The sequence below is a fragment of the Chelativorans sp. YIM 93263 genome (genome assembly GCF_028767125.1).
Lineage (GTDB): Bacteria > Pseudomonadota > Alphaproteobacteria > Rhizobiales > Rhizobiaceae > Chelativorans.
This window is the reverse complement of sequence record NZ_JAKCWP010000001.1, coordinates 512,281-536,011: the sequence shown is the minus strand read 5'-3', so window position 1 is coordinate 536,011 and position 23,731 is coordinate 512,281. Positions and strand designations below refer to the sequence as shown.

Below are 23,731 nucleotides of genomic sequence, written 5' to 3'. Positions count from 1 at the left end.
GAGCCGTGGAGGGTGCCCGATGAGCCTGATCGCGAAATTCGCCGGTGTCGGCAGTGCGACCATGGCGAGCCGCATTCTGGGTTTTGCGCGCGAGGCGCTGATGGCGGCCGCACTTGGCGCCGGGCCTATTACCGACGCGTTCTATGCGGCTTTTCGCTTTCCGAACCTCTTTCGGCGGCTTTTCGCCGAGGGCGCATTCAACACTGCCTTCATTCCCCTCTTTTCCAAGGAAATGGAAGGCGGAGGCATGGAGGCCGCCCGCCGCTTCGGCGAGGATGTGCTGGCCGTTCTGTTGACGGTTCTGCTCGCGCTTTCGGCCGTCGCCATGATGTTCATGCCTATCCTGGTGGGTACCGTGGTTGCCCCGGGTTTCTCCGATTCGCCGGAAAAGTTCGATCTTACCGTCGTCATGACGCGCATCATGTTTCCCTACCTTTTATGCATGTCGCTGGTGGCGATGTTGTCCGGCGTGATGAACGCGATGCGCAAATTCTTCCTGGCCGCGCTTGCGCCTGTTCTGCTCAACATCATTCTGGTCGCGGTTCTTGCAACCGCCCTCTCGGCTGGCTTGCCGGCGCGCCTCACCGGGCTCTGGCTCGCCTGGGGTGTGTTCATTTCCGGCTTCGCACAGCTTTTCATCCTGGTCGTTGCCGTGCGCAAGTCGGGGTTTTCCATGCGGCTCCGGCTTCCCCGCCTCACACCGCCAGTGAAGCGCGTTCTCGTGCTGATGGGGCCGGCACTGGTGACCGGGGGCATCATGCAAATCAATCTGCTTGTGGGGCAGATCATCGCCTCCGTGCAGGACAAGGCCATCGCGCTTCTGAACTTCGCTGACCGCATCAATCAACTGCCGCTGGGCGTCATCGGCATCGCGGTGGGTGTCGTGCTCCTGCCGGAATTGTCACGAGCGCTGAAGGCGGGCGACGATGCGGGCGTTCAACATTTGCAGAACCGCTCGCTCGAATTCTCCCTCGGCCTGACCGTGCCGGCGGCGGTCGGCCTGATGGTCATTCCCGCACCCATTGTCAGCCTGCTTTATGAGCGCGGCGCTTTCACCGCTCTCGACACGCAGATGACCGCCGCCGCGCTTGCGGCCTTCGCCTCCGGCTTGCCTGCCTATGTGCTAACCAAAGTTTTCCAGCCCGGCTTTTTCGCTCGGGAGGACATGAGGACGCCGATGTGGTTTTCCCTCATCACGGTCATAGTCAACATCGCACTGAGCCTTATCTTTTTCCCCATCTACGGCCATATCGCTATCGCCGCAGCCACCTCTCTATCTTCGTGGGTGAATGTCACCCTGCTCGCCGGTACACTGTGGCGGAGGAACGCCTTTCGCCCGTCGACGGTGACCGCGCGGCGCATTGTCATGATCGTATTTTCAAGCCTCGCAATGGGGCTTGTCGCCTTCGGGCTCGAGCGATGGCTTCTTTCTCCGCTGGAGGGCTCGACCCTGGCCGTGCGCGCGCCGGCCATCCTGTTCGTCATTGCCGCGGCGGGGCTGGCCTATCTGTCGCTGGCCCTCTTCACCGGCGCGGTCGATCGCACCGAGCTCAGAACAGCGCTCAGGCGCCGCAGGGCTTGATTGCGCCAGCCACCTCGTCCATAAGCCCCTCGCGCTTTCGCGCGTCTTATAGTTTTTCAGGAACTGCCCATGAGTGAGTTCAAGCAACTCGTCTTTTCCGGCGTTCAGCCGACCGGCAATCTTCATCTCGGCAATTACCTCGGCGCGCTGCAGAGATTCGTCGCGCTGCAGGACACGTATGAATGCATCTATTGTGTCGTCGATCTGCACTCCCTGACGGCAACGCTGGTGCATGATGACCTGGCCGAGCAAACGCGGGCGATCGCTGCCGCCTATCTTGCCAGCGGCCTGGACCCGAAGAAGAACATCATTTTCAACCAGAGCCGCGTGCCGCAGCATGCCGAGCTTGCCTGGATTTTCAATTGTGTCGCCCGCATCGGCTGGATGAACCGGATGACGCAGTTCAAGGACAAGGCCGGCAAGGACCGGGAGAACGCCTCGCTCGGCCTTCTCGCCTATCCCAGCCTCATGGCTGCGGACATTCTGGTTTATCGCGCCACGCATGTGCCCGTGGGCGAGGACCAGAAGCAGCATCTGGAGCTTGCGCGCAACATTGCCCAGAAGTTCAACAACGACTTCTCCGAGCACATAGCGACGCACGGCTATGGCGTCGAGATGGAGGTGGGGGAAGAGCGCGTGAACGGCTTCTTCCCGCTCACCGAGCCGCTTATCGAAGGGCCGGCCACGCGCGTCATGAGCCTGCGCGACGGGACGAAAAAGATGTCGAAGTCCGACCCGTCGGATCTCTCGCGCATCAACCTGATGGACGATGCCGACACCATCGCGCGCAAGATCAAAAAGGCCAAAACCGACCCCGAGCCCCTGCCGGGCGATGTCGGGGGTTTGGAGGAACGGCCGGAAGCGCACAATCTCGTCGGAATTTACGCCGCTCTTGCCGGAACCACGGTTCAGGAGGTCATCCGGGATTATGGCGGTCGCCAGTTTTCCGAATTCAAGCCCGCATTGGCCGAGCTGGCTGTCGAGAAGATGGCGCCGATCAACGCTGAAATGCGCCGTATTTCCGCGGATCCGGGCTATGTCGACGGAGTCTTGCGGGAAGGTGGAGAGCGCGCGGGCGCCAAGGCGGAAGAGACCATGAAGATGGTGCGCGAAATCATCGGACTGCTCGACAACTGACAATCACAAAGAGAGCGCCTTGCCGCTTGCCCGCTCCGATGGCAGAGTGTGCCACGGACGGATGGATGTCGCGCTGCTCGTTCAAGAAGGGACATGAATGGTCTCGAAACGCCTCAGCCGTGAAGCCGGCCACAAACGCAAGTTTCTGGCCGTCATCGATGAAACGCCGGAATGCGAGCGCGCCGTTGCCTATGCAGCGCGGAGAGCCCATTCCACAAACGGGTCCGCCGTCCTCCTGTTCGTTGTCGAGCCCGCTGATTTTCAGCACTGGCTGGGTGTCGAGCAGATCATGCGTGAGGAGGCCATAGAGGCTGCCAATTCAGCCCTCGACGGCTATGCCACCAAGATTCGCGAAACGATCGGAATCGAGCCGGAGCTGGTCGTAAGGGAGGGCAACACGGTCGATGAAATTCATGCGTTGATCGAGGAGGATCAGGACATCGCCATTCTGGTTCTCGGCGCGAGTAACGCCAAAGAGGGCCCCGGCCCTCTGGTTTCCTCTATTGCTGGAAAGGGGGCGGCCTTCCCGATTCCCGTCACGGTGGTGCCGCATAGCCTAACTGACGAGGAAATCGAAAGCCTGGCATGAGGGTTCGGCCCTTCCTATATGCCGCTTGCACGACGCCGGCTTTCGGCCTATTTTAGAATTATTCCAAAGAACGGCACAACGGAGATCCCGCCGATGTTCATCCAGACGGAAGCGACCCCTAACCCCGCGACCCTGAAGTTCTTGCCGGGGCGGGTGGTTCTTGAAAAGGGTACGGCGGATTTTCGCGATGCAGAGTCCGCCCGCGCCGCTTCGCCGCTTGCCGGGCGTCTCTTCGAGGTGCCGGGCGTTACCGGCGTGTTCTTCGGTTATGACTTCATAACCGTCAGCAAGGAAGGTGCCGACTGGCAGCACCTCAAGCCCGCCATTCTCGGCACCGTTATGGAACATTTTATGTCTGGTCAGCCGGTCATGGCGGCCAATGACGGACAGCCGGCGAACTCCGCCGGCGAAGAGTTCTATGACGAGGCCGACGAGGAGATCGTCACCACGATCAAGGAGCTTTTGGAAACCCGCGTTCGCCCGGCGGTTGCGCAGGATGGCGGCGATATCACTTTCCGTGGCTATGAAAACGGTACGGTCTTTTTGAATATGAAAGGCGCCTGCGCAGGTTGCCCGTCCTCGACCGCGACGCTGAAGCACGGTATTCAGAACCTGCTCCATCACTTCGTGCCGGAAGTCCAGCAAGTCGAGCAGGTCGAGTATATGGGCTAACGCCCCGCTCTCTATCCTGTGATCCGAAGCTGCTTGCCGGGTGTTCACCCGGCCGGATAGTCTCATCCGGTCAGGAGATCGAGCCGGATAGGATTTTCACAGCGTGCTGACACGTCTGGGGCCAGTTCTCACGATCGCATTGCTTGCGGGCCCCGTGGCGTTCGGTCTGGCCGGAACCATCCTCCCTGCCTTTGGTCTACTGCCGGTGCTGGGCGGAACGGACCTGACACTCGCGCATATAGAAGCCCTGTTTTCCCGCCCCGCCATTTTCACATCAGCGGCGCTTAGTCTGACAGCGGGCCTGCTTACATCGCTGGTTTCGCTCACCATCGTGATGCTTTTCGTTGCGGGGTGGAGCGGAACCCGGCTTTTCAGCCATGTACAGCATCTTGTCTCCCCGCTTCTGGCATTGCCTCACGCGGCGGCCGCCTTCGCCGTCGCGTTCCTTTTCTTGCCTTCGGGCTTGCTCTTCAGGCTCATCTCGCCGGAGCTGACGGGATGGGAGCGCCCGCCCGATCTGCTCATCGTCCGAGATCCTTACGCACTATCCATGATGGCGGGGTTGATCGTAAAGGAAATCCCTTTCCTTCTGCTGATGACGCTCGCTGCCCTGCCGCAGGTGCCGCTGACACAGGTGCAGCGGCTCTCTGCTTCGCTTGGATACGGCCGAGTAGCCGGATTCCTGTTCGGAGTTTGGCCGGTTATCTATCGTCAGATCAGGCTGCCGGTCTTTGCCGTCATTGCCTTTGCCTCCTCGGTCGTTGACGTGGCGGCAATCCTGGGCCCCACCCGGCCAGCGCCGCTCGCCCTTCGGCTCGTTGAATGGATGAGCGATCCGGATCTTTCCATGCGCCATCTCGCCTCTGCGGGGGCACTGCTCCAGTTCGCGGTTACCGGCCTGGCACTCATCACCTGGCTCAGTCTGGAGCGAACCTGCGCCTGGGCGCGCGCTCAGGTTGCCACGCGGGGCTGGCGGTTACGGCGGGACGCGTCCATGCGCGCGGCCTCGCTTCTGGCAATGGTGCTGGCATCCGGGATTGTCTTCGCCGGGCTTGCAACACTTGCGATCTGGTCGGTTGCCGGTCTGTGGCAGTTTCCCGATGTGCTCCCTTCCTCTTTCACATTGAAAGGCTGGATGACCGCGCTTCCGCGCATCGCCGCCCCTTTGCAGACCACCCTGGTGGCCGGTCTGCTTTCAACCCTGATCGCCTCGATTCTGGTCGTTCTCTGTCTCATGAACGAGGACCGAACGGGACGGAAGCCCGGCCGAGGCGCGCTCACTCTGCTTTATCTGCCGCTGCTGATCCCGCAGGTGGCGTTTGTTTTCGGTCTCCAGCTTTTTTTGATCTATGCGGGTAGTCTGGCGACCTTGCCCGCACTTGTGCTCGCACACCTCGTCTTTGTCCTGCCCTATGCTTATCTCGCCCTGAAGGATCCCTGGCGGGCCTTCGATCAGCGGTACGATCTTCTGGCCGCCGGTTTCGGCAAGGGACGCTGGCGTCGCCTTGCCCGCATCCGGCTGCCTATGATGACACGCTCTATCCTCACCATGGCGGCGATCGGATTTGCGGTCTCGGTGGGCCTTTACCTTCCCACGGTGCTGATCGGCGCAGGCCGCCTGACCACCATTACATCGGAGGCCGTTGCACTTGCTTCCGGCGGCAACCGGCGCATCATCGGCGTCTATGCCTTCTGGCAGATGCTTCTGCCGATGACGGGCTTCGCCATTGCCACGCTCGTGCCGGCGCTGATATTCCGGCGCTTCCGCGGAATGCAGGTTTAGGAAGAGCGGTTGCAGGAAAAAGGTCTCTTTCTCGACAGGATCAAGATTGTGCTTGGCGAGCGGGTGCTCGTCTCGACCACCCAGCATGTCCAGCCTGGAGAGGTTTTGACCGTCATGGGGCCGTCGGGCGCGGGCAAGTCCGCCCTTCTGGCCTTTCTCGGCGGCTTTCTCGGTTCGGCCTTTACCGCGCGCGGACGTGCCCTGGTCGACGGGGTCGAGGTGACTGCCCTTCCGCCCGAGAAACGCCACGCTGGCCTTCTCTTTCAGGACCCGCTTCTCTTTCCGCATATGAGCGTTACGGGCAATATCATGTTCGCGCTGCCCGAGACTATAAAGGGCCGGCGTGAACGGAGGCGACACGCGGAAGAAGCACTTGAAGGCGTGGGGCTTACCGGTATGGGTGAGCGCGATCCGGAGACGCTCTCGGGCGGGCAAAAAGCGCGTGTTGCACTTGCCCGCGTTCTCGTTTCCGCCCCGCGCATGCTTCTTCTCGACGAGCCCTTCTCCAAGCTTGATACAGGCCTGCGCCAGCAGATGCGTCGGCTCGTTTTCGAAAAGGCGCGCGAAAGCGGCCTTCCCGTCCTCCTCGTCACGCATGACGAAGCCGACGCGCAAGCAGCCGGCGGTGAGATCGTACGGATCGGCGAATGAGCGCCAGGAGACTGCCCGAGCTGCCGGTTACAGCCGTGCTGGAGCAACTGATGCAGGCGTTGGACGCGCAAGGCAGGGCCGTTCTGGTCGCTCCACCCGGAGCCGGCAAGACCACCCTTGTTCCACTACATCTGCTGGATGCGCATTGGAGCCTGAACGGGCGTATCGTTCTCCTTGAGCCGCGGCGGCTTGCCGCGCGCGCCGCCGCCCGGCGCATGGCCGCGCTTCTGGGAGAGGAGGCCGGAGAGACAGTTGGCTATGCCATGCGCATGGAGCGCAAGGTCTCCGCGCGCACGCGCATTCTGGTGGTCACCGAGGGCGTACTGGCGCGCATGATCATCGACGACCCGGGACTCGAAGGGATTTCCGCTGTCATTTTCGACGAGTTTCACGAGCGTTCTCTCGACGGCGACTTCGCCCTTGCGCTGACGCTTGACGTGCGCGGCGCGCTGCGGCCCGATCTGCGCCTGCTCGTCATGTCCGCAACGCTCGACGGCGCTCGCGTCTCTGCCCTTTTGAATGATGCGCCGGTCCTTGAAAGCAAAGGCCGCAGTTATCCCGTCGATATCCGCTATAGCGAGCGGCCACCAGGGACGACGATCGAGGAAGCTGTCGCAGGCGGGATCCGGGATGTGCTCGCCGATAGGACGGGAAGCGTGCTGGCCTTCTTGCCCGGACAGCGTGAGATTGCCCGGACGCGAGATCTGCTGGCCGGCAGGGTAGCAGATACCGTCGATGTCGTGCCTCTGCATGGCGGGCTCAATGCCCGCGCGCAAGACGCCGCCATCCGACCGGCAGCCGCAGGTCGGCGCAAGGTCGTGCTTGCCACCGCCGTCGCCGAGACCTCGGTAACCATCGATGGCGTGACGGCAGTGGTGGACAGCGGCTTTTCGCGTCTTCCTAAATATGAGCCGGGCACAGGACTGACGCGGCTGGAAACCGTTCGTGTCTCCCGCGCCTCCGCCGACCAGCGGGCAGGGCGCGCCGGGCGAACAGCGCCGGGCCTAGCGCTGCGTCTGTGGCGGAAAGAGCAGACCGCGGCACTCCCTGCCTTCACCCCGCCCGAAATCCTGGAGGCCGACCTTTCCACGCTCACGCTCGACTGCGCAGCTTTCGGCGTTACCGACCCCCGGGAACTCGCATTTCTCGACCCACCGCCCACGGCCGCACTCGATCAGGCGAGATCGCATTTGAAAGCGCTCGGCGCGCTGGAAGATTCCGGACGGCTCACGGCGGAGGGCGTGGCCATGCGGCGGCTTGCCCTGCCGCCTCGTCTTGCGCATATGGTGACCGTCGCCGCCAAGGAAAGCCAGGCCTTGACGGCGGCACGCCTTGCCGTCCTTCTCTCCGAGCGCGGACTGGGCGGCAACGTCATGGACCTCGACGAACGGCTCGCCCGGTTTGCCACCGAACGCTCGCCGAGGGCACGGGCCGCTGCAGCATTGGCGGACCGGCTGGCGAAGGCAGCCGGTGGTCGGGCGGAAAGGCAGCACGCAAGCGCCGGCACGCTTCTTCTTCATGCCTTTCCCGACCGGGTGGCTAAGGCGCGTGGAGGCCATGGCCGCTTTGTTCTCTCCAACGGGCGCGGAGGCCAGATCGACCCCGCCGAACCTCTTGCCGGAGCATCTTACCTGGTCGTGGCAGACCTACAGGGCCAGGCGCGCGATGCGCGGGTCGTCTCAGCCGCTATCTTGAGCGAGGAGGGCCTGCGCGGAAACCTTGGAGACCGCATCGAATGCCATGTTGAAATCGGCTTTGATCGCGGCAAGAGCACGATACGCCAGCGCGAGATCGAGCGGTTGGGCGCCATCGTTCTTGCGGAGCGGGCACTTCCCACACCTCAGGGAGAGGCGGCTGACAAAGCGGTGATCGAGGCAGTGCGGGCGCATGGCCTCGCTATTCTCCCCTGGAACAAGGAAGCGCAGAGATTACGGGAACGCCTGGCTTTTCTCCAGGCCACGCAGGGCGAGGAGTGGCCGGATGTCTCGGATAACGCGCTGCTTGCCGGTCTGGATGATTGGCTTTTGCCTTTTCTCCAGGGAGAAGCAGCCTTGTCCGCCATACCTGGCCGGGTGCTCGTTGACGGGCTGATGGCCCTTCTTCCCTACGAGCTGCAACGCGATCTCGATATAAAGGCACCCAGCCATTTCACCGCGCCGACGGGAAATAGGGTTCCGATTCGCTATGAGGACGGGGAGGCGGTTCTCGCCATCCGCGTCCAGGAGCTTTTCGGCCTGAAGGCGCACCCGGTCATCTGCCGGGACTTCCCGCTGACGCTGGAGCTCCTCTCGCCCGCCCATCGTCCGATCCAGAAGACGCGTGATCTTCCCGGTTTCTGGAGCGGTTCCTGGGCGGATGTGCGCGCCGACATGCGCGGGCGTTATCCGAAACACATCTGGCCGGAAGACCCGGCGGCAGCCTCCCCGACCAGCCGCGCCAAGCCGCGACAAAAATAACGCTTGGTCGCAGGCCCCAGGCACCCCATAAGGGCGCGATGCTAGAAGAAGTGAGCACACAAAACACCCGCAGCGGCCGAAGCCTGCGATTGAACACGTTCATTCGGTTGAGGTGGCTTGCCATTATCGGCCAGAGTGCGGCGGTCATGTTCGTCGGCGTATGGCTCGGCTTTCCGCTGCCCATCGCTCCCTGCTTCGCGCTCATTGCGGCATCGGCCTGGCTCAACCTCTATCTGGCCCTTCGCTATCCGGCCTCGCATTTGCTGCCGCCCATGGCGGCACTCGCCATCCTGACCTTTGATGCCTCACAGCTTGCCGGCCTTCTGTATCTGACCGGGGGACTTACGAACCCGTTTTCGATTCTGATGGTGGTGCCAGTGGTCATCTCGGCAACCTCGCTCCCCCTGATATGGACCGGACTGCTCGGATTTTACGTTGTCGGTATCGCCACACTGCTTGCCTTCTTCCACCTGCCGCTGCCGTGGTATCCTGGAACCGAGCTTTCGATGCCTTTCCTCTATGTCGCGGGCATGTGGGTGGCGGTCGTCTCCTCCATCTCTTTCACCGGCATCTACGCCTACCGGGTGGCGGAGGAGGCGCGGCTCCTTGCCAACGCTTTGACCGCCACCGAGCTTGTGCTGCAGCGGGAACAGCACATTTCCGCCCTCGACGGCCTTGCCGCCGCGGCAGCGCATGAGCTCGGCACGCCGCTGGCAACGATCTCCCTGGTTGCCCGCGAAATGGAGAAAGCGCTCAGCGAAGATCCCCGTTTCCAAGAGGACGTCGCGCTTCTTCGCACCCAGAGCGAGCGCTGCCGTGAAATTCTGAAGCAATTGACAAGCCTTTCCTCCGAGGGCGAAGCGCATATGGCGCGGCTTCCGCTTACCTCGCTCATCGAGGAAACGGTCGCGCCGCACCGCGATTTCGGCATCGATATCCGCCTGGAGCCGGGCAAAACCGTCGGTCCGGAGCCCGTCGGGCGGCGCAATCCGGGCGTCATCTACGGGCTCGGCAATCTGATGGAGAATGCCGTCGATTTCGCCCGCAAATCGGTCAATGTCAATTGGTGGTGGGATGCGGATACGGTCCGAATCAGCATCACCGACGACGGACCCGGCTTTCCCGCCGAGATCATCGACCGCATCGGCGAGCCCTACATGTCCAGCCGCAAATCGGGCAGCTCCGGCGGCGGGCTTGGGCTTGGCCTATTTATCGCAAAGACGCTTCTGGAGCGTTCCGGCGCGGTGATCAGCTTTGCCAACGCCGGCAGCGAGGGAAAAGGCGCGACGGTCGATATTCGCTGGCCACGCGACAGGTTTCTGGCTCGTAACGACGCCTTCCACTGAGCTGAAACTGGAAAAATGGGGCTTATGCGATTATTTATTGCAGGAAAGTGAGCCAGTGATGACAAACGCGACGATTGATCGAGTGGACGACGGTTTGGGCAAGGAACGCAGCCTTCTCATCGTAGACGACGACCGGCCTTTTCTGGCCCGCCTCGCCCGCGCCATGGAAGGGCGGGGCTTTGCGGTCGAGACGGCGGAAACCGTCGAGGATGCGATGGCCAAGGTGGAGGCTGGCGCGCCGGCTTTTGCAGTCGTCGACATGCGGCTGGGCGATGGCAATGGGCTCGACGTCGTGTCTGCCATTCGCGAGAAGCGACAGGATTCCCGGACCATCATTCTCACCGGATACGGCAACATTGCCACGGCGGTCACCGCAGTGAAGCTGGGGGCTGTGGATTATCTGTCAAAACCAGCCGATGCAGACGAAATTTTCACGGCCCTGATGCGCCAGCCCGACGAGATGGCTGAGCCGCCGGAAAATCCCATGTCGGCAGATCGCGTGCGATGGGAGCATATCCAGCGCGTTTACGAAATGTGCGATCGGAATGTTTCCGAAACCGCCCGCCGGCTGAACATGCACCGGCGTACATTGCAGCGCATTCTTGCCAAACGCGCGCCGCGATAGGGCGGCGCAGTAATTTACAAATAGGTTTCATCCAGCAGCGGTATGGATGTGCCGGCTAGTTCCGCTGCTGTCAGCCGCCCCGCGCCCGCTCGCGCGAACCGCAGCAAAAGCGCCTTGCGCGTGGCTGCCGCAAGGCGATGTTCCGGCGCCTCGCGCAGGATCTCCGCGCCATAGCCATCCGACAGGATAAACCCGCACTCCTGCGGGAAGATCTCGGACGGCACTTCCGGATGCGAGGCGAAGAAGAAGCGATCCGAGTGCAGCCGGTAATCCGGCCATTTCCGATCAACGCGAAAATCCTCGACCGAGGATTTGATCTCGATGATCCAGAAATCCCCCTTGCCCGTCAGCGCCACCAGGTCGGCGCGGCGGCCTGTGGCAAGCGACAGCTCCGGCAGAACCACAGCGCCCATCTGCGTCAAAAGGCGCTGCACCCCGCGCCGGATGACCAGCGCGCGGTTGGATTGGCGTCTATCGACCAGCGGATTGTCGGGTACGGGTGAGATGATCGGCATGGATGGAACATGCCAGCAAATGCGGGAGGAAAAAAGACCTATTGTGAATTACCGCCCGCTGCGAAGTCCTCCAGAATGGGACAGTCCGGACGGTCGTCGCCATGACACGCATCGATCAAGGTCTGGAGAGTGGTCCGCATGGACTGCAACTCAGCGATTTTCTTCTCGATCGCCTCTACGTGCGAGATTGCAATGCGCCGCACCTGTTGGCTAGCGCGCGATTTATCCCGGTAGAGCGCCAGAAGCTGACGGCACTCCTCAATGGAAAACCCGAGACCACGCGCCCGCTTCAAAAATGCCAGCCGATGCATGTCTTCCCGCGAGTACGACCGGTAACCATTGACTTCGCGGTCCGGCACAATGAGGCCGATCTCCTCGTAATAGCGGATCGTTTTGGCCGGTAGGCCCGAGTGCCGGGCCACTTCTCCGACATTCATCCTTCAATCTCCTTCCGGCGGAATATCTGCAGCACCCCGGCTATGCTGCCCGGCATTCTTTTTCACGCGCGTTAACCGGTGTCGTCTCAGTTCCCGGCCGTATAGCGCCTCTTCCACTCTTCCTCGATACGCTCCATCCAGCTTGGATGGGGTTCGCCGAGCGCCGGGCCAAGCTCCTCGGGTGGAAGCGTCGCCACACCGAGATCGATGGCGTCGAAACGTGCTCGCATGTCTTCGTCCAGCTTGTCCATGGAAAGAACGGTCGGATCACCCCACAGGTCGGGATCCTGCTTTCTCGCCTGAGCTTCCGGTGAAAGGAAAAAATTCGCGGCGACCAGCGCACCGGCCTTGGCCGAGGCGTTATACGGGATGGCGACGAAGTGCGTGTTGGCGAGCGTGCCGTCGGGAAAGGTGAAAGAACGCACGGTATCGGGCAGCTCGCTGTTGGCGATAGCATTGGAAGCTTCGGCGGGGTTGAAGGCGAAAATGATATCCAACTCGCCATCGGCCAACAGCTGCTTCATGTCCGGATAGTTCTGCGGAAAAACACGGGCCGAGCGCCAGGCTACCTGGTGGAGCGCATCGAGATAATCGAAGAGCGGCTCGACCACCTCATCGAACTGTGCATCCTTCACCGGCTTTTGAAGAACGGAGGGGTCTTCCACCTTTTCCAGGAGCACTTGCTTCAGGAAAGACGAGCCGATGAAATCCGGCGGTTGCGGATAGGAAAAGCGCCCCGGATTAGCCTCTGCCCAAGCCAGCAGTCCCTCGGCATCTTGGGGCAAGGTACTCGGGTCAATACGCGCCGTGTCGTAAAAGAAAACCAGTTGGGCCATGCCCCAGGGGCTTGCCAGCCCTTCGACCGGAATCGTGAAGTCCGTCAGGATGCTCGGCTTGTTCTCGTGGTCGACATAGCGCCAGTTGGGCAGGTCCTCAGCCCAGCCCGGGGAAAAGAGGAGATCGCGCCGCTTCATGGCGGCGAAATTCTCGCCGTTGATCCAGACGAGGTCCACCGCGCCGCCTTCGTCACGTCCCGCAGCTTTTTCAGCCACGACTGTCGCCACGGCGTTGGCCGTGTCATCGAGCTTTACATGCTTGAGCTCGACGTCGAACCGCCGCTCCAATTCTTCGGCCGCCCATTCGATATAGGCGCTCACGTTCTCCGACCCGCCCCAGGCATTGAAATAGACGGTCTGGCCGCGCGCTTCGTCGATGACGGCCGGCCAGTCACCGGGGTCGATGCCGTCGGCCTGCGCAGCGAAGGCGCTGACGGCAAGAAACGTTGCTGCGAGGGTCATTTTCAGCAAGGATTTGCTCCCGATCCTGTGTGATGGGATTGAGCATGGTCGGCGTGCCAAGATCAATGCCGACGGGATCGCACTCCTCTCACTTCCTTGTGAAACTCGGAACGCCGACCATGGTTTCAATCGGGCATGCTCACCTGCAACTCGACACGATCTGCCGAGAACCGCGTCTCGGAATACTGAATGGGCCGTCCGTCACCATCGATATTTAGACCAAGCGCCACCAGAACGATCGCACCTGGGGAAAGCTGCAGATGCTCCAGATCGTCCGAGCCGGCATGGCGCGCCGAGATCGCGGTCGAGCGGCGCAGATAATCCTCCACCCCAAAAGCGCGATAGGCAGCGGTAATGGACCCGGTCTCGATGAAATGTCGTTCGAAACCTCGGAAACGTTCGGCATCGAAATAGCTGCGCGCGCGGGAGATGGGGCGGGCATCGGCCTCCGATAATGTTTCCAGCCTGAGAACGGGAGCGCCAACGTCTATTTCCAGCGCCTTAGCCACCTCGGGCGTGGCCTGCTCATAAGCATGGCCGAGCATATGGCTCCGCCGTTCATGCGCCTGGCCTGCGAGACCTTCAGATAGGCGGGTCCGCGGGCCGATTGGATAGGCAAACCTTCGCTGACGCTGTATGAATGTGCCGCGCCCCTGTTCCGCGCGCAGGACACCTTCCTGCACCAGTGCCTGGATGGCCGTGCGCACCGTGTGACGATTGACACCGAAGCGCTCGGCCAGCGCCATTTCCGTGGGCATACGCCCGTTCTCGTCACCCAGCCCTGCCGAGATATCCTGGCGAATCCGGTCAGCGATCTGCCGCCAGAGCGCCACGCCGCTGCGCCTTTCCACGCGTCTTTGTTCCATGGTCCCCCGCCCTGTCATTCCTCTGTCATGGACAACCGATACGGAAGGACTATAATTTGTATAGTTGTCTATAGCAATATACAAATCTGAAGACGAGCAGGTGACCGCTATGAAGGATGAAACGGAACCCCTGTCCCGCCGCGATGCGATGGTCGTCCTGGCCTCCGCACCAGGGGACGTACTGGAGCGCTTGTGGCGCGAGAGCGGCTTGCCGGACGAAGGCACGGCTCTGCGCGGGCCGGAAACCGGCCTCGTTGCCCTGCGCGGACGGATCGGGGGAGGCGGCGCACCCTTCAATTTCGGCGAGGCGACAGTGACGCGAGCGAGCGTAAAATTGCCGACCGGCGAGGTAGGGCATGCCTACTCGCTCGGACGCGAGCGGGAAAAGGCGCGCATCTCCGCCACGCTCGATGCGCTTCGCCAGCGGACGGAGTTCGCGCCCGATGTCAACGCGAAGATTCTCCTTCCCCTGCGCCAGTCCAGTCACGAAACAGACGAGCAACGCCGGGCGGAGACGGCGGCGACGCGCGTGGACTTCTTCACCATGACAAGAGGAGAGGACTGATGCACCTCGAAACAGTCTCGGTCGAGGGCGGACTGGCCGACCCGGTTCTGAATGCACAGTCGATCTTCCGTGCCCTCATGGATGCCATGGCTCGCCCCGGCACATGCCCACGTGGCTTTTCCCTTCCCAGCCCGCCGGCGCCTCTTTCTCCGGAAGCGGGGGCCGTTGCGCTTGCCCTTTGCGATGCCGACACGCCGATCTGGATCGACACTGCCCTTCGCGAGGAGAAGGCGGTTGCCGGCTGGCTCGGTTTTCAGACCGGCGCGCCGCTCGTTCGCGAGCCCTCCGAGGCGCATTTTGCCTTCGTCGCCGAACCGGGCAATCTCCCCGCGCTCGAAAACTTTGCCCAGGGCAGCCAGGAACACCCGGACCGTTCGGCAACGCTCATCCTGCAGGTGGAGACCATGACACGCGGAGAGGTGTTGCGGCTTTCAGGCCCGGGCATCGCGACGACGGCGACGCTCTCGCCTCGTCCCCTGCCGCGTCATTTCGTGGAGCAATGGGCGCAGAACCGCGCGCGCTTCCCCCGCGGCATCGATCTGATCCTTGTGAGCTGTGAGGGGCTGACAGCCCTGCCACGCACCACGACCATCAGAAAGGAGGGCTGAGCCATGTATGTTGCCGTCAAAGGCGGTGAGGCCGCCATCAGCAACGCTCATCGCCTTCTGGCCGACCGGCGCCGGGGCGATCGCTCCGTTCCCGCAATCACTCTCGATCAGATCACGGAGCAGCTTGCGCTGGCCGTGGACCGCGTCATGGCCGAAGGCTCGCTTTACGATCCGGGGCTTGCGGCACTGGCGGTTAAACAGGCACGCGGCGACATGATCGAGGCGATTTTCCTGTTGCGCGCCTATCGCACCACCCTGCCCCGCTTCGGCCATTCCCGACCCGTCGATACAGCGGACATGCTGGTGGAGCGGCGCATATCCGCCACCTACAAGGACCTTCCGGGCGGCCAGCTCCTCGGCCCTACTTTCGATTACACGCACCGGCTTCTCGATCCGGAGCTCGCAGGCGACGACCAGGCGGAAGATCCCGCGACGCGCGCGCCGGAAGACCAGCCCATGCCACGCGTCAACGAGATCCTCGCCCATGAAGGTCTGATGGAAGAAGACGAGGTCCTTTCCGAAGGCGAAGAGCCGACCGACATCACCCGCACGCCGCCGGAGTTTCCCATGGGCCGCGATGCGCGCCTGCAGGCGCTGTCACGGGGCGACGAGGGCTTTCTGCTGGCGCTCGGCTATTCCACCCAGCGCGGCTATGCGCGCAGCCATCCCTTCGCCGGTGAAATCCGCATCGGCGAGGTCGAGGTGGAAATCGACGTGCCAGAACTCGATTTTCCCGTGCCGCTCGGGCGCATCCGGGTCACCGAATGTCAGATGGTCAACCAGTTCAAGGGCTCGAAAAAGGCGCCGCCCCAGTTCACGCGCGGCTATGGCCTCGTTTTCGGCCAGTCCGAGCGCAAGGCAATGGCCATGGCGCTTTGTGACCGGGCACTACGGGCCGAAGAGCTTGGCGAAGACATCACCGCCCCCGCTCAAGACGAGGAATTCGTCATCTCCCATTCGGACAACGTGCAGGCCACCGGCTTCGTCGAGCACCTGAAACTACCGCACTACGTCGACTTCCAGGCGGAACTCGGTCTCGTACGACAGATGCGGCGCGAATTCGAAGAACGGCGGAATGCAGCCGAGCGCAAGGAGGCGGCGGAATGATCGAGGGCCTCTCTCACATGACGTTCATCGTGCGCGACCTCGATCGAATGAGCGAAATCCTCAGCGGCGTTTTCGGCGCGCGCGAGGTCTATTCCAGCGAGGATGATACTTTCTCCGTCAGCCGCGAGAAGTTCTTCCTGATCGGCGACATCTGGGTCGCCGTCATGGAAGGCGAGGCACTGCCGGTGCGGACCTATAATCACATCGCCTTCAAGATCGATGAGGCCGATTTCGACCTCCATGTCCAGCGCATCGAGTCGCTCGGCCTCGATATGCGACCGCCCCGGCCGCGCGTGGAGGGAGAGGGCCGCTCCATCTACTTCTACGACCACGACAACCACCTGTTCGAACTTCACACCGGCACGCTGGCCGAGCGGCTGGCACGTTACGGCAAAGGCAAGGAGGCCGCGCAATGAACGCGCCCGCTGACAATATCGCCCAATACAATTTCGCCTATCTGGACGAGCAGACCAAGCGCATGATCCGCCGGGCGATCCTTAAGGGCATCGCCATTCCCGGGTATCAGGTGCCGTTTGCCAGCCGCGAAATGCCGATGCCCTATGGCTGGGGTACGGGCGGCGTGCAGGTGACCGCTTCCGTGATCGGGCCGGACGACGTCTTGAAGGTGATCGACCAGGGCGCAGACGACACCACCAACGCTGTCTCGATCCGCGCTTTCTTCCAGAAGGTCGCCAATGTTGCGGTGACCACCGAAACCGGCAAGGCCACCATCATCCAGACCCGACATCGCATCCCCGAAGAGCCGCTCAGGGCGGGGCAGGTGCTCGTCTATCAGGTTCCGATTCCGGAGCCGCTGCGCTTTCTCGAACCGCGGGAGACGGAAACGCGCAAGATGCATGCGCTGGAGGAGTACGGGCTGATGCACGTCAAGCTCTATGAGGACATTGCGCAGCACGGCCACATCGCCACCACCTATGCCTATCCGGTGAAGGTCGAGGGCCGGTACGTGATGGACCCTTCGCCCACGCCGAAATTCGACAATCCGAAAATGCACATGTCGCCGGCACTCCAGCTTTTCGGTGCCGGGCGCGAGAAGCGCATCTATGCGATCCCGCCCTTCACGCGCGTTGAAAGCCTGGATTTCGAGGACCATCCTTTCGAGGTGCAGAAGTTCAGCGAACCCTGCGCCCTGTGCGGCGGCACCGGCATCTATCTGGACGAGGTGATCCTGGATGACCGGGGCGGGCACATGTTCGTCTGCTCCGATACGGATCATTGCGAAAAACGCCAGGCCGAAGGTCATAAAGGGCCGAGGATGGATTCAGAGGCCGGAAAGACCGTGGAGGCGAACCAATGACCGAAGAAGCCCTTCTCAGCGCCCGGTCGCTTTCGAAGTTCTACGGAAACCGCATTGGCTGCGCCGATGTAAGCTTTGACCTCTGGCCGGGTGAAGTGCTGGCGGTGGTGGGTGAGTCCGGCTCGGGGAAAACCACCCTGCTCAACTGCCTGTCCACGCGCCTGCTTCCCACTTCCGGCGTGGTTTCCTATCGCATGCGCGACGGCACCTTCCGCGATCTTTATCGAATGAGCGAGGCCGAACGCCGTTTCCTGATGCGCACCGACTGGGGCTTCGTGCACCAGAACCCGGCTGACGGCCTGCGCATGACGGTCTCGGCGGGCGCCAATGTCGGCGAGCGGCTGATGGCGCTGGGCGAGCGCCACTATGGCAACATACGCGCCAGCGCCACGGACTGGCTGGGGCGCGTGGAGATCGCCGAAGACCGCGTGGACGACCAGCCGCGCGCCTTTTCCGGCGGCATGCGCCAACGCCTGCAGATTGCCCGTAATCTCGTCACCGGGCCGCGCCTCGTCTTCATGGACGAGCCGACCGGAGGCCTCGACGTCTCCGTGCAGGCCCGACTGCTCGACCTCCTGCGCGGTCTCGTACAGGATATGGGCCTGGCCGCTCTCGTGGTTACGCACGACCTCGCGGTCGCCCGCCTGCTTTCCCACCGCATTATGGTGATGAAGGAAGGCTACGTCGTGGAAACCGGCCTTACAGACCGCGTGCTGGACGATCCGCAGGCGCCCTACACGCAGCTTCTCGTTTCCTCGATCCTGCAGGTGTGAACATGGCCACCCCACTCGTTGTTTCCGAACTTACCAAGTCCTTCACGATGCACCTCCAAGGCGGCATCAGGTTGAGCATCGTGGAGGACGTCGCTTTTGCCGTCCGCGCGGGCGAATGCGCGGTACTCGGCGGCCCTTCAGGGGTTGGCAAAAGCTCGATCCTGAAGATGGTCTACGGCAATTACTGCGCCGATGGCGGCCAGATCATCGTCAGCCATCGCGGTGAACTGGTCGATCTCGTGGCGGCGGACCCGCGCACGGTGATGGCGGTGCGGCGTGAGACAATCGGCTATGTCAGCCAATTCCTGCGCGTAGTCCCCCGGGTGTCGGCCCTCGATGTCGTTGCCGAGCCGCTTCTCGCGGCAGGCGAGACGCCCGAAACCGCGCGCGAGCGTTCCGCGGCGCTGCTTTCCCGCCTCAACCTGCCTGAGCGGCTCTGGTCCCTTCCGCCGGCCACCTTCTCCGGCGGTGAGCAGCAGCGCGTGAACGTCGCGCGCGGGTTCATCACCGCCCACCCTATCCTGCTTCTCGACGAACCCACCGCTTCCCTCGACAAGGTCAACGCCCGCGTCGTGGTCGACATGATTGCGGAGAAAAAGCAGGAGGGTACGGCTCTTCTCGGAATTTTCCATGACCAGGAGGTGCGTGAGGCTGTTGCGGACACGATCATCGACGTCACCGGGTTCGCCCCACGGAGGGACGCCGCATGACGAAGCAGCTTTCCGAAGAACCCTTCATCGATCCGACGGCCGAGATCACCAATTCGACACTCGGCCGCTATACGGAGATCGGCGCGCGAAGCCGGGTTCACGAGGCCACACTGGGCGATTACTCCTACATGGTTCAGGATTGCAGCGTCTGGTGCGCGGAAATCGGCAAGTTCTCCAATATCGCCGCCGCCGTTCGCATCAACGCGACCAATCATCCGACCTGGCGCGCAACGCTTCACCACTTCACCTACCGCGCCTCCGATTACTGGGACGATGCCGAGCACGAGGAAGAATTCTTCGACTGGCGGCGCGAGAATGCCGTCCGTATCGGCCACGACACCTGGCTTGGCCACGGGTCGACGATCCTGCCCGGCGTGACCGTGGGCGATGGGGCGGTGGTCGGTGCGGGCGCTGTCGTTTCGCGCGATGTTGCGCCCTACACGATCGTCGGCGGTGTGCCGGCACGGCCGATCCGCCAACGCTTCGATCGTAACTTAGCGGAACGCTTCCAGGCGCTCGCTTGGTGGGATTGGGACCACCGGCAGCTTCGCGCCGCCCTCGATGATTTCCGTTTTCTCTCGGCGGACGCCTTCCTGGAGAAATACGAGGAGGCGTGAGGCTGCGACATTTTGGCCGCCTGCGCTCAAGCATGAGTTCTCCGCTCATGTTTATGTTGACATGAACGGTGCAGGGGCGTTTTTATGACGGTGTCCGAAGGATGCGTTCCTTGATGTCTGGGCCTTGAACCCATTCCATTGGAAGAACGCCCGGGACGGATCACGATGCTTTCGCCTTTCGCATCGCGTCTTGACGGGCTTTCACGACGGAATACATGGCTCAAGGAGCGCGGATTTTGGCCTTGCTCCCGTAACCAGCGTGGGAAATCATGCTCGTTTGCCACTGTAACCTCATCACCCAGAAGGAAATCGAGGCGGCCATCGTCGAGATGCTCGACGCGGATCCGTGGCAACTCATCGTGCCTGCAAAGGTTTATCACGCGATGGCAAAACGCGGCCGGTGTTGCGGCTGCTTTCCAAATGTGGTGGAAACGATTATCCGGGTAACGGAAGATTATCACAGCCAGTCGGATAATCACGATGCTGACATCGTGACACATCTGGATCGTGTGCGCGCCTTGCGCGAAAAATTCGGGAGCAGGTTCATTGAAAGGCGAAACAAAGGTCATCGAGCGGCTTAACGAGGCTCTCTTCCTCGAGCTTGGCGCTGTCAATCAATACTGGCTTCACTATCGGCTACTGGAGGACTGGGGCTATACCCGGCTCGCCGAAAAGGAGCGCGCCGAATCCATCGAGGAGATGCATCACGCCGACAAGCTGGTCGAGCGCATCATCTTCCTGGAAGGCCATCCAAACCTGCAGACGGTCGCTCCGCTGCGCATCGGGCAGAATGTCAAGGAAGCGCTCGAGGCCGATCTGGCCGGGGAGTACGAGGCCCGCACTTCCTACAAGGAATCCCGCGAAATCTGTCAGCAGCTTGGTGATTACGTCACGATGAAGCTGTTCGAGGAACTGCTGGCCGACGAGGAGGGCCATATCGACTTCCTCGAGACGCAGCTGCAGCTTCTCGAAGAGATCGGCGCGGAGAAATACGGTCTTCTGAACGCGCGCTCCGCCGAAAAGGAAGAGTAAAGCGCAGTTCGCCTCAAGCCCGACCCTGCCGTTTCATGCGGCGGGGCCCTGCCTAAAGGGACGATTGAAAATCAACCGCGCGGTGTCTCAGAGCGCAGCGATGCGCTCGACCAGCAATTCGAAAAAGCGGTCGTGATCGATTTCGCGCATGACCAGCGCATTTTTCGGCTTCTCCGTCACGCGCCACCAGTCGATCACCGTCATGCCCATGGTCAGTTCCGAGGCCGTCTCAACACTTACATTGCATTCGCGGCCGCTAAAAAGGTGTGGTTCGAGCAGATAGGCGATGACGCAGGGATCGTGCAGCGGGCCGCCGTCAATGCCGTATTTTTCCTCATCGAAGCGCTCGAAATACTCGAGCATCTTGGCCGTCGCCAGAGCCACGCGCGTGCCGAGATTACGGAAGCCGGCGATTCGATCGGCGGTCGTCAGCGCCTTGTGCGTCACGTCCAGAGGCATCATGACGATCGGTACGCCAGAGCGAAAGACGACATCAGCGGCATGCGGGTCCACATAGATGTTGAATTCGGCCGTCGGCGTGACGTTGCCGCCTTCGAAGAAGCCGCCGCCCATCATGACGATCTCCCGAACCCGCGGCGCGATCTTCGGTTCGCGAACCAGGGCGAGGGCGACATTGGTGAGCGGGCCGAGCGTGCAAAGCGTTACCTCGCCCTCATCATGCTTCATGAGAGTGTCAATGATGAAATCGACCGCATGCTCGCCCATGAGCATCATTTCGGGTTCCGGTAGGTCGGGCCCGTCCAACCCCGTTTTCCCGTGCACGTGTTCGGCGGTGACCAGATCGCGCACCATGGGTCGGCTGGCACCGGCGAAGACGCGGATATCGGGTCGTCCGGCCAACTCGCAGATCTTGCGGGCGTTCAGTTCCGTAAGCGGCAGCGGGACATTACCGGCTACGGCCGTAATGCCCAATACATCGAGTTCCGGGCTCGCCAACGCCAGCAGGATAGCCACCGCGTCGTCTTGGCCGGGATCGGTGTCTATTACAATTTTTCGTGTTTTGCCCACGGATTATAAGCCCTTCTTGAACTCCTTATTATGATCAACCATATCAGGGCCATCGGCAAAAACGCCAACCGGGTTTTTGCTTGTCCACGTCGCTCTTTGAGGACAGGAACATGACGCGCATGACGCCATTCTCGAACCCGCTTCTGTTGGGGTTCGACAGTATGGAGAAGACGCTTGAACGGGTCGCCAAATCGGGCGACAGCTATCCTCCATACAATATTGAACGCTTCAGACCGGAAGAACGCAAGGGCGAGAGGCTCCGCATCACGCTGGCGGTAGCCGGGTTCGCCGAAGAAGACCTCGAGGTAACGACCGAGGAAAACCAGCTTGTCATCAAGGGCCGCCAGAACGACGACGCGGACCGGGATTATCTGCATCGCGGAATTGCGTCACGGCAATTCCAGCGCGTTTTCGTGCTCGCCGACGGCATGCGTGTCACTGGCGCGGAGCTCAAGAACGGGCTTCTGTCTGTCGATCTCGACAGGCCCGAGCCGGAACGGCTGGTCAAGAAGATTAACATTTCGGTGAAGGACTGATGCGTTTTACCGGAACCCCGAGGCTCTCGGACGGGTTGGTCTAATGGACGGCCCGCGGATAGGAGGCTGATATGACTGAGAACCAAATGAAACATCCAGTAACCCAGCAGCAGCTTGCCCATTTGGGCGAAGGTGCGGTTGCCTATATGCGCGAGATGGACGCCGAGGAACTGCAGGGCAAGTTCCCAGGCGTACCGGACATGGAACCGGGAACCAAGCTTTGGGCGCTTTTTGCCGCCAACGGGCAGCCGATCCTGCTCGCCGATGGCCGCGAGGCCGCGCTGGCCGGTGCCTATCAGAACGATCTCGAGCCCGTCAGCCTGCATTAGGACCACCGGCTCGGCAGAGATTTCTGAGTTTCAAACGAAAAATGGAGCCGCCAAAGGGCGGCTCCTTGTATTTCTGACGTCAGAACCGGGATAGTTTATTCGGACCGGTCGCTCGCACCCTCGTCCGTACCGGTTTCGGCCTGCGAAGGTGCGGATTCGGGTTTGGGTCCACCCTTGGAGACACCGACCATGGCCGGCCGCAACACGCGCTCTCCAATCACATAACCCGTCTGCACCACCTGAACGACGGTATTGGCCGGAACTTCCTCATTCGGCACCTCGAACATGGCCTGATGGAAATGCGGGTCGAAACGCTCGCCATGCGGCTCGATCTTTTTCACGCCGTGGCGTTCCAGCGCCGATAACATGGCACGCTCGGTCATCTCGACACCCTCGATCAACGCTTTCAACGTCGGATTTGCCTGATCACGCGCTTCCTGCGAAACGGCTTCCAGCGCCCGTTGGAGATTGTCCGAAACCGTCAGCATTTCGCGTGCGAAGCTGGAAATTCCGAAGTTGCGGGCATCGGCCACATCGCGCTGTGTGCGCTTGCGCAGATTTTCCATCTCAGCAGCCAAGCGCATCGCGCGCTCTTTCAGCTCGTCGTTTTCCTTCGCCAGGCGGACAAGGACGTCCTCTTCGGACACGCTTTCCTCGGCAGCTTCCTCCTCGTTCGAAGTCGCCTCGGCTGCACCGTTTTCAACGGGCTGTTCTTCGTTTTGCGCGGGGTCGTCCTTTTGATTCCTACTCATTGCCTATCCGTCTGTCCGGTTGCGATTTCTCGAGCGGGATATCGAGGTTTGGCGGCGCAAAATCAAGGGGTAGACCGATTCAACGGCCGGTTTCCGGCAGGCCGATACCACCTATAGGAACGGTACGCGTTTGCGAGTCGAACCCGGCAATCAGCGGCCGCGCCTTCCCGATTGCCTCCTGAACCTGCGGCAGGGACAAGGAGGCCTTGTGGCTTTGCTCGTCCTCCCAGGTTTCCGTGATCCAAAGCGCATCGAGATCGCTTTCATCCTTCGCGATGATATAGCTGAGACACCCGGGCATCGCCTCGCTGGCCGAAAGCATAAGCTTTGCCAGTGCATCCCGCTGGCCAGGCTGGGCGCGCATCTTGCCGATCAGTCCGAACATCAAATCCTCCTGA

At 61.8% G+C, this 23,731-nt stretch carries 28 protein-coding genes; 21 read left to right on the top strand and 7 right to left on the bottom strand.

What is annotated here, in order from left to right:
* Positions 1-19 precede the first annotated feature (19 nt).
* The 9 genes from murJ to LY631_RS02605 all read left to right on the top strand — a co-directional run bounded on the left by murJ (position 20) and on the right by LY631_RS02605 (position 10,841).
* Positions 20-1,582: a murein biosynthesis integral membrane protein MurJ gene (gene murJ, locus LY631_RS02645; protein WP_274423556.1), complete on the top strand. Its 1,563-nt coding sequence runs from the start codon at positions 20-22 to the stop codon at positions 1,580-1,582.
* A 69-nt stretch (positions 1,583-1,651) separates the two neighbouring features.
* Entirely contained in the window at positions 1,652-2,719 is a 1,068-nt protein-coding gene (gene trpS, locus LY631_RS02640; RefSeq protein ID WP_274423555.1) for a tryptophan--tRNA ligase, read from the top strand.
* Positions 2,720-2,816: 97 nt separating this feature from the next.
* Positions 2,817-3,308: a universal stress protein gene (locus tag LY631_RS02635; RefSeq protein WP_274423554.1), complete on the top strand. Its 492-nt coding sequence runs from the start codon at positions 2,817-2,819 to the stop codon at positions 3,306-3,308.
* Positions 3,309-3,401: 93 nt separating this feature from the next.
* The gene (locus LY631_RS02630; RefSeq protein ID WP_274423553.1) at positions 3,402-3,980 is read left to right on the top strand and encodes a NifU family protein; all 579 of its coding nucleotides are present in this window, start codon (positions 3,402-3,404) and stop codon (positions 3,978-3,980) included.
* A gap of 103 nt (positions 3,981-4,083) precedes the next feature.
* Positions 4,084-5,763, top strand: coding sequence for an ABC transporter permease (locus tag LY631_RS02625; protein ID WP_274423552.1), 1,680 nt, complete (start codon positions 4,084-4,086; stop codon positions 5,761-5,763).
* Positions 5,764-5,772: 9 nt separating this feature from the next.
* A complete protein-coding gene (locus tag LY631_RS02620; protein ID WP_274423551.1) occupies positions 5,773-6,414 on the top strand; it encodes an ATP-binding cassette domain-containing protein in 642 nt (213 codons plus the stop codon).
* Positions 6,411-8,870: an ATP-dependent helicase HrpB gene (gene hrpB, locus LY631_RS02615; RefSeq protein WP_274423550.1), complete on the top strand. Its 2,460-nt coding sequence runs from the start codon at positions 6,411-6,413 to the stop codon at positions 8,868-8,870. Before LY631_RS02620 ends, hrpB begins: the two co-directional genes overlap by 4 nt.
* A 38-nt stretch (positions 8,871-8,908) precedes the next feature.
* A complete protein-coding gene (locus LY631_RS02610) occupies positions 8,909-10,216 on the top strand; it encodes an ActS/PrrB/RegB family redox-sensitive histidine kinase (protein ID WP_274423549.1) in 1,308 nt (435 codons plus the stop codon).
* A 58-nt stretch (positions 10,217-10,274) separates the two neighbouring features.
* Positions 10,275-10,841, top strand: a complete 567-nt coding sequence (locus LY631_RS02605; protein WP_274423548.1) for an ActR/PrrA/RegA family redox response regulator transcription factor — start codon at positions 10,275-10,277, stop codon at positions 10,839-10,841.
* 14 nt (positions 10,842-10,855) lie between these two features.
* Here LY631_RS02605 and LY631_RS02600 read toward each other — a convergent pair whose 3' ends face one another.
* From LY631_RS02600 to phnF, 4 genes are all read right to left on the bottom strand, one after another.
* Positions 10,856-11,356: an MmcB family DNA repair protein gene (locus tag LY631_RS02600; protein ID WP_274423547.1), complete on the bottom strand. Its 501-nt coding sequence runs from the start codon at positions 11,354-11,356 to the stop codon at positions 10,856-10,858.
* A 38-nt stretch (positions 11,357-11,394) separates the two neighbouring features.
* Entirely contained in the window at positions 11,395-11,793 is a 399-nt protein-coding gene (gene cueR / locus LY631_RS02595; protein WP_274423546.1) for a Cu(I)-responsive transcriptional regulator, read from the bottom strand.
* Positions 11,794-11,879: 86 nt separating this feature from the next.
* Complete coding sequence (locus tag LY631_RS02590; RefSeq protein ID WP_274423882.1) at positions 11,880-13,091, bottom strand: ABC transporter substrate-binding protein; 1,212 nt, start codon at positions 13,089-13,091, stop codon at positions 11,880-11,882.
* Positions 13,092-13,216: 125 nt separating this feature from the next.
* Positions 13,217-13,957, bottom strand: a complete 741-nt coding sequence (gene phnF / locus LY631_RS02585) for a phosphonate metabolism transcriptional regulator PhnF (RefSeq protein ID WP_274423545.1) — start codon at positions 13,955-13,957, stop codon at positions 13,217-13,219.
* Between the two features lie 109 nt (positions 13,958-14,066).
* Between phnF and phnG the strand changes: the two genes are divergently transcribed.
* From phnG to bfr, 10 genes are all read left to right on the top strand, one after another.
* Positions 14,067-14,522 carry a phosphonate C-P lyase system protein PhnG gene (gene phnG / locus LY631_RS02580; RefSeq protein WP_274423544.1) on the top strand — a complete coding sequence of 152 codons (456 nt, stop codon included), beginning with the start codon at positions 14,067-14,069 and terminating at the stop codon, positions 14,520-14,522.
* The gene (gene phnH / locus LY631_RS02575) at positions 14,522-15,130 is read left to right on the top strand and encodes a phosphonate C-P lyase system protein PhnH (protein WP_274423543.1); all 609 of its coding nucleotides are present in this window, start codon (positions 14,522-14,524) and stop codon (positions 15,128-15,130) included. The genes phnG and phnH overlap by 1 nt, the downstream gene beginning before the upstream one ends.
* A gap of 3 nt (positions 15,131-15,133) precedes the next feature.
* Positions 15,134-16,237 carry a carbon-phosphorus lyase complex subunit PhnI gene (locus LY631_RS02570; RefSeq protein ID WP_274423542.1) on the top strand — a complete coding sequence of 368 codons (1,104 nt, stop codon included), beginning with the start codon at positions 15,134-15,136 and terminating at the stop codon, positions 16,235-16,237.
* Positions 16,234-16,653, top strand: a complete 420-nt coding sequence (gene fosX, locus LY631_RS02565; protein ID WP_274423541.1) for a FosX/FosE/FosI family fosfomycin resistance hydrolase — start codon at positions 16,234-16,236, stop codon at positions 16,651-16,653. Before LY631_RS02570 ends, fosX begins: the two co-directional genes overlap by 4 nt.
* Positions 16,650-17,555, top strand: a complete 906-nt coding sequence (locus LY631_RS02560) for an alpha-D-ribose 1-methylphosphonate 5-phosphate C-P-lyase PhnJ (protein WP_274423540.1) — start codon at positions 16,650-16,652, stop codon at positions 17,553-17,555. The genes fosX and LY631_RS02560 overlap by 4 nt, the downstream gene beginning before the upstream one ends.
* Positions 17,552-18,328, top strand: a complete 777-nt coding sequence (gene phnK / locus LY631_RS02555) for a phosphonate C-P lyase system protein PhnK (protein ID WP_274423539.1) — start codon at positions 17,552-17,554, stop codon at positions 18,326-18,328. Before LY631_RS02560 ends, phnK begins: the two co-directional genes overlap by 4 nt.
* Before the next feature lie 2 nt (positions 18,329-18,330).
* The gene (gene phnL / locus LY631_RS02550; protein WP_274423538.1) at positions 18,331-19,038 is read left to right on the top strand and encodes a phosphonate C-P lyase system protein PhnL; all 708 of its coding nucleotides are present in this window, start codon (positions 18,331-18,333) and stop codon (positions 19,036-19,038) included.
* Positions 19,035-19,655 (top strand): DapH/DapD/GlmU-related protein, encoded by a 621-nt coding sequence (locus LY631_RS02545; RefSeq protein ID WP_274423537.1) that lies wholly within the window; start codon positions 19,035-19,037, stop codon positions 19,653-19,655. The genes phnL and LY631_RS02545 overlap by 4 nt, the downstream gene beginning before the upstream one ends.
* A 269-nt stretch (positions 19,656-19,924) precedes the next feature.
* Positions 19,925-20,236 (top strand): (2Fe-2S)-binding protein, encoded by a 312-nt coding sequence (locus LY631_RS02540; protein ID WP_274423536.1) that lies wholly within the window; start codon positions 19,925-19,927, stop codon positions 20,234-20,236.
* The gene (gene bfr / locus LY631_RS02535; RefSeq protein ID WP_274423535.1) at positions 20,202-20,687 is read left to right on the top strand and encodes a bacterioferritin; all 486 of its coding nucleotides are present in this window, start codon (positions 20,202-20,204) and stop codon (positions 20,685-20,687) included. The genes LY631_RS02540 and bfr overlap by 35 nt, the downstream gene beginning before the upstream one ends.
* A gap of 87 nt (positions 20,688-20,774) precedes the next feature.
* On the opposite strand, the gene LY631_RS02530 is transcribed toward bfr, so the two are convergent.
* Positions 20,775-21,716: a nucleoside hydrolase gene (locus LY631_RS02530; RefSeq protein ID WP_274423534.1), complete on the bottom strand. Its 942-nt coding sequence runs from the start codon at positions 21,714-21,716 to the stop codon at positions 20,775-20,777.
* 110 nt (positions 21,717-21,826) lie between these two features.
* On the opposite strand from LY631_RS02530, the gene LY631_RS02525 reads away from it, so the two are divergent.
* Positions 21,827-22,252, top strand: a complete 426-nt coding sequence (locus tag LY631_RS02525) for an Hsp20 family protein (protein ID WP_274423533.1) — start codon at positions 21,827-21,829, stop codon at positions 22,250-22,252.
* A gap of 71 nt (positions 22,253-22,323) precedes the next feature.
* Complete coding sequence (locus tag LY631_RS02520) at positions 22,324-22,581, top strand: DUF1150 family protein (protein WP_274423532.1); 258 nt, start codon at positions 22,324-22,326, stop codon at positions 22,579-22,581.
* Positions 22,582-22,676: 95 nt separating this feature from the next.
* Here the strand turns inward: LY631_RS02520 and grpE are convergent, their stop codons facing one another.
* Together grpE and LY631_RS02510 are read right to left on the bottom strand one after the other, a co-directional pair.
* The gene (gene grpE, locus LY631_RS02515) at positions 22,677-23,333 is read right to left on the bottom strand and encodes a nucleotide exchange factor GrpE (RefSeq protein ID WP_274423531.1); all 657 of its coding nucleotides are present in this window, start codon (positions 23,331-23,333) and stop codon (positions 22,677-22,679) included.
* Positions 23,334-23,412: 79 nt separating this feature from the next.
* Positions 23,413-23,718 carry a putative quinol monooxygenase gene (locus LY631_RS02510; protein ID WP_274423530.1) on the bottom strand — a complete coding sequence of 102 codons (306 nt, stop codon included), beginning with the start codon at positions 23,716-23,718 and terminating at the stop codon, positions 23,413-23,415.
* Positions 23,719-23,731 lie beyond the last annotated feature (13 nt).

Coding starts and splice junctions, on each gene's coding strand:
- murJ (WP_274423556.1), top strand. CDS start 20: ATGAGCCTGATCGCGAAATTCGCCGGTGTCGGCAGTGCGACCATGGCG.
- trpS (WP_274423555.1), top strand. CDS start 1,652: ATGAGTGAGTTCAAGCAACTCGTCTTTTCCGGCGTTCAGCCGACCGGC.
- LY631_RS02635 (WP_274423554.1), top strand. CDS start 2,817: ATGGTCTCGAAACGCCTCAGCCGTGAAGCCGGCCACAAACGCAAGTTT.
- LY631_RS02630 (WP_274423553.1), top strand. CDS start 3,402: ATGTTCATCCAGACGGAAGCGACCCCTAACCCCGCGACCCTGAAGTTC.
- hrpB (WP_274423550.1), top strand. CDS start 6,411: ATGAGCGCCAGGAGACTGCCCGAGCTGCCGGTTACAGCCGTGCTGGAG.
- LY631_RS02610 (WP_274423549.1), top strand. CDS start 8,909: ATGCTAGAAGAAGTGAGCACACAAAACACCCGCAGCGGCCGAAGCCTG.
- LY631_RS02605 (WP_274423548.1), top strand. CDS start 10,275: ATGACAAACGCGACGATTGATCGAGTGGACGACGGTTTGGGCAAGGAA.
- LY631_RS02600 (WP_274423547.1), bottom strand. CDS start 11,356: ATGCCGATCATCTCACCCGTACCCGACAATCCGCTGGTCGATAGACGC.
- cueR (WP_274423546.1), bottom strand. CDS start 11,793: ATGAATGTCGGAGAAGTGGCCCGGCACTCGGGCCTACCGGCCAAAACG.
- LY631_RS02590 (WP_274423882.1), bottom strand. CDS start 13,091: ATGACCCTCGCAGCAACGTTTCTTGCCGTCAGCGCCTTCGCTGCGCAG.
- phnF (WP_274423545.1), bottom strand. CDS start 13,957: ATGGAACAAAGACGCGTGGAAAGGCGCAGCGGCGTGGCGCTCTGGCGG.
- phnG (WP_274423544.1), top strand. CDS start 14,067: ATGAAGGATGAAACGGAACCCCTGTCCCGCCGCGATGCGATGGTCGTC.
- phnH (WP_274423543.1), top strand. CDS start 14,522: ATGCACCTCGAAACAGTCTCGGTCGAGGGCGGACTGGCCGACCCGGTT.
- LY631_RS02570 (WP_274423542.1), top strand. CDS start 15,134: ATGTATGTTGCCGTCAAAGGCGGTGAGGCCGCCATCAGCAACGCTCAT.
- fosX (WP_274423541.1), top strand. CDS start 16,234: ATGATCGAGGGCCTCTCTCACATGACGTTCATCGTGCGCGACCTCGAT.
- LY631_RS02560 (WP_274423540.1), top strand. CDS start 16,650: ATGAACGCGCCCGCTGACAATATCGCCCAATACAATTTCGCCTATCTG.
- phnK (WP_274423539.1), top strand. CDS start 17,552: ATGACCGAAGAAGCCCTTCTCAGCGCCCGGTCGCTTTCGAAGTTCTAC.
- phnL (WP_274423538.1), top strand. CDS start 18,331: ATGGCCACCCCACTCGTTGTTTCCGAACTTACCAAGTCCTTCACGATG.
- LY631_RS02545 (WP_274423537.1), top strand. CDS start 19,035: ATGACGAAGCAGCTTTCCGAAGAACCCTTCATCGATCCGACGGCCGAG.
- LY631_RS02540 (WP_274423536.1), top strand. CDS start 19,925: ATGCTCGTTTGCCACTGTAACCTCATCACCCAGAAGGAAATCGAGGCG.
- LY631_RS02525 (WP_274423533.1), top strand. CDS start 21,827: ATGACGCGCATGACGCCATTCTCGAACCCGCTTCTGTTGGGGTTCGAC.
- LY631_RS02520 (WP_274423532.1), top strand. CDS start 22,324: ATGACTGAGAACCAAATGAAACATCCAGTAACCCAGCAGCAGCTTGCC.
- grpE (WP_274423531.1), bottom strand. CDS start 23,333: ATGAGTAGGAATCAAAAGGACGACCCCGCGCAAAACGAAGAACAGCCC.
- LY631_RS02510 (WP_274423530.1), bottom strand. CDS start 23,718: ATGTTCGGACTGATCGGCAAGATGCGCGCCCAGCCTGGCCAGCGGGAT.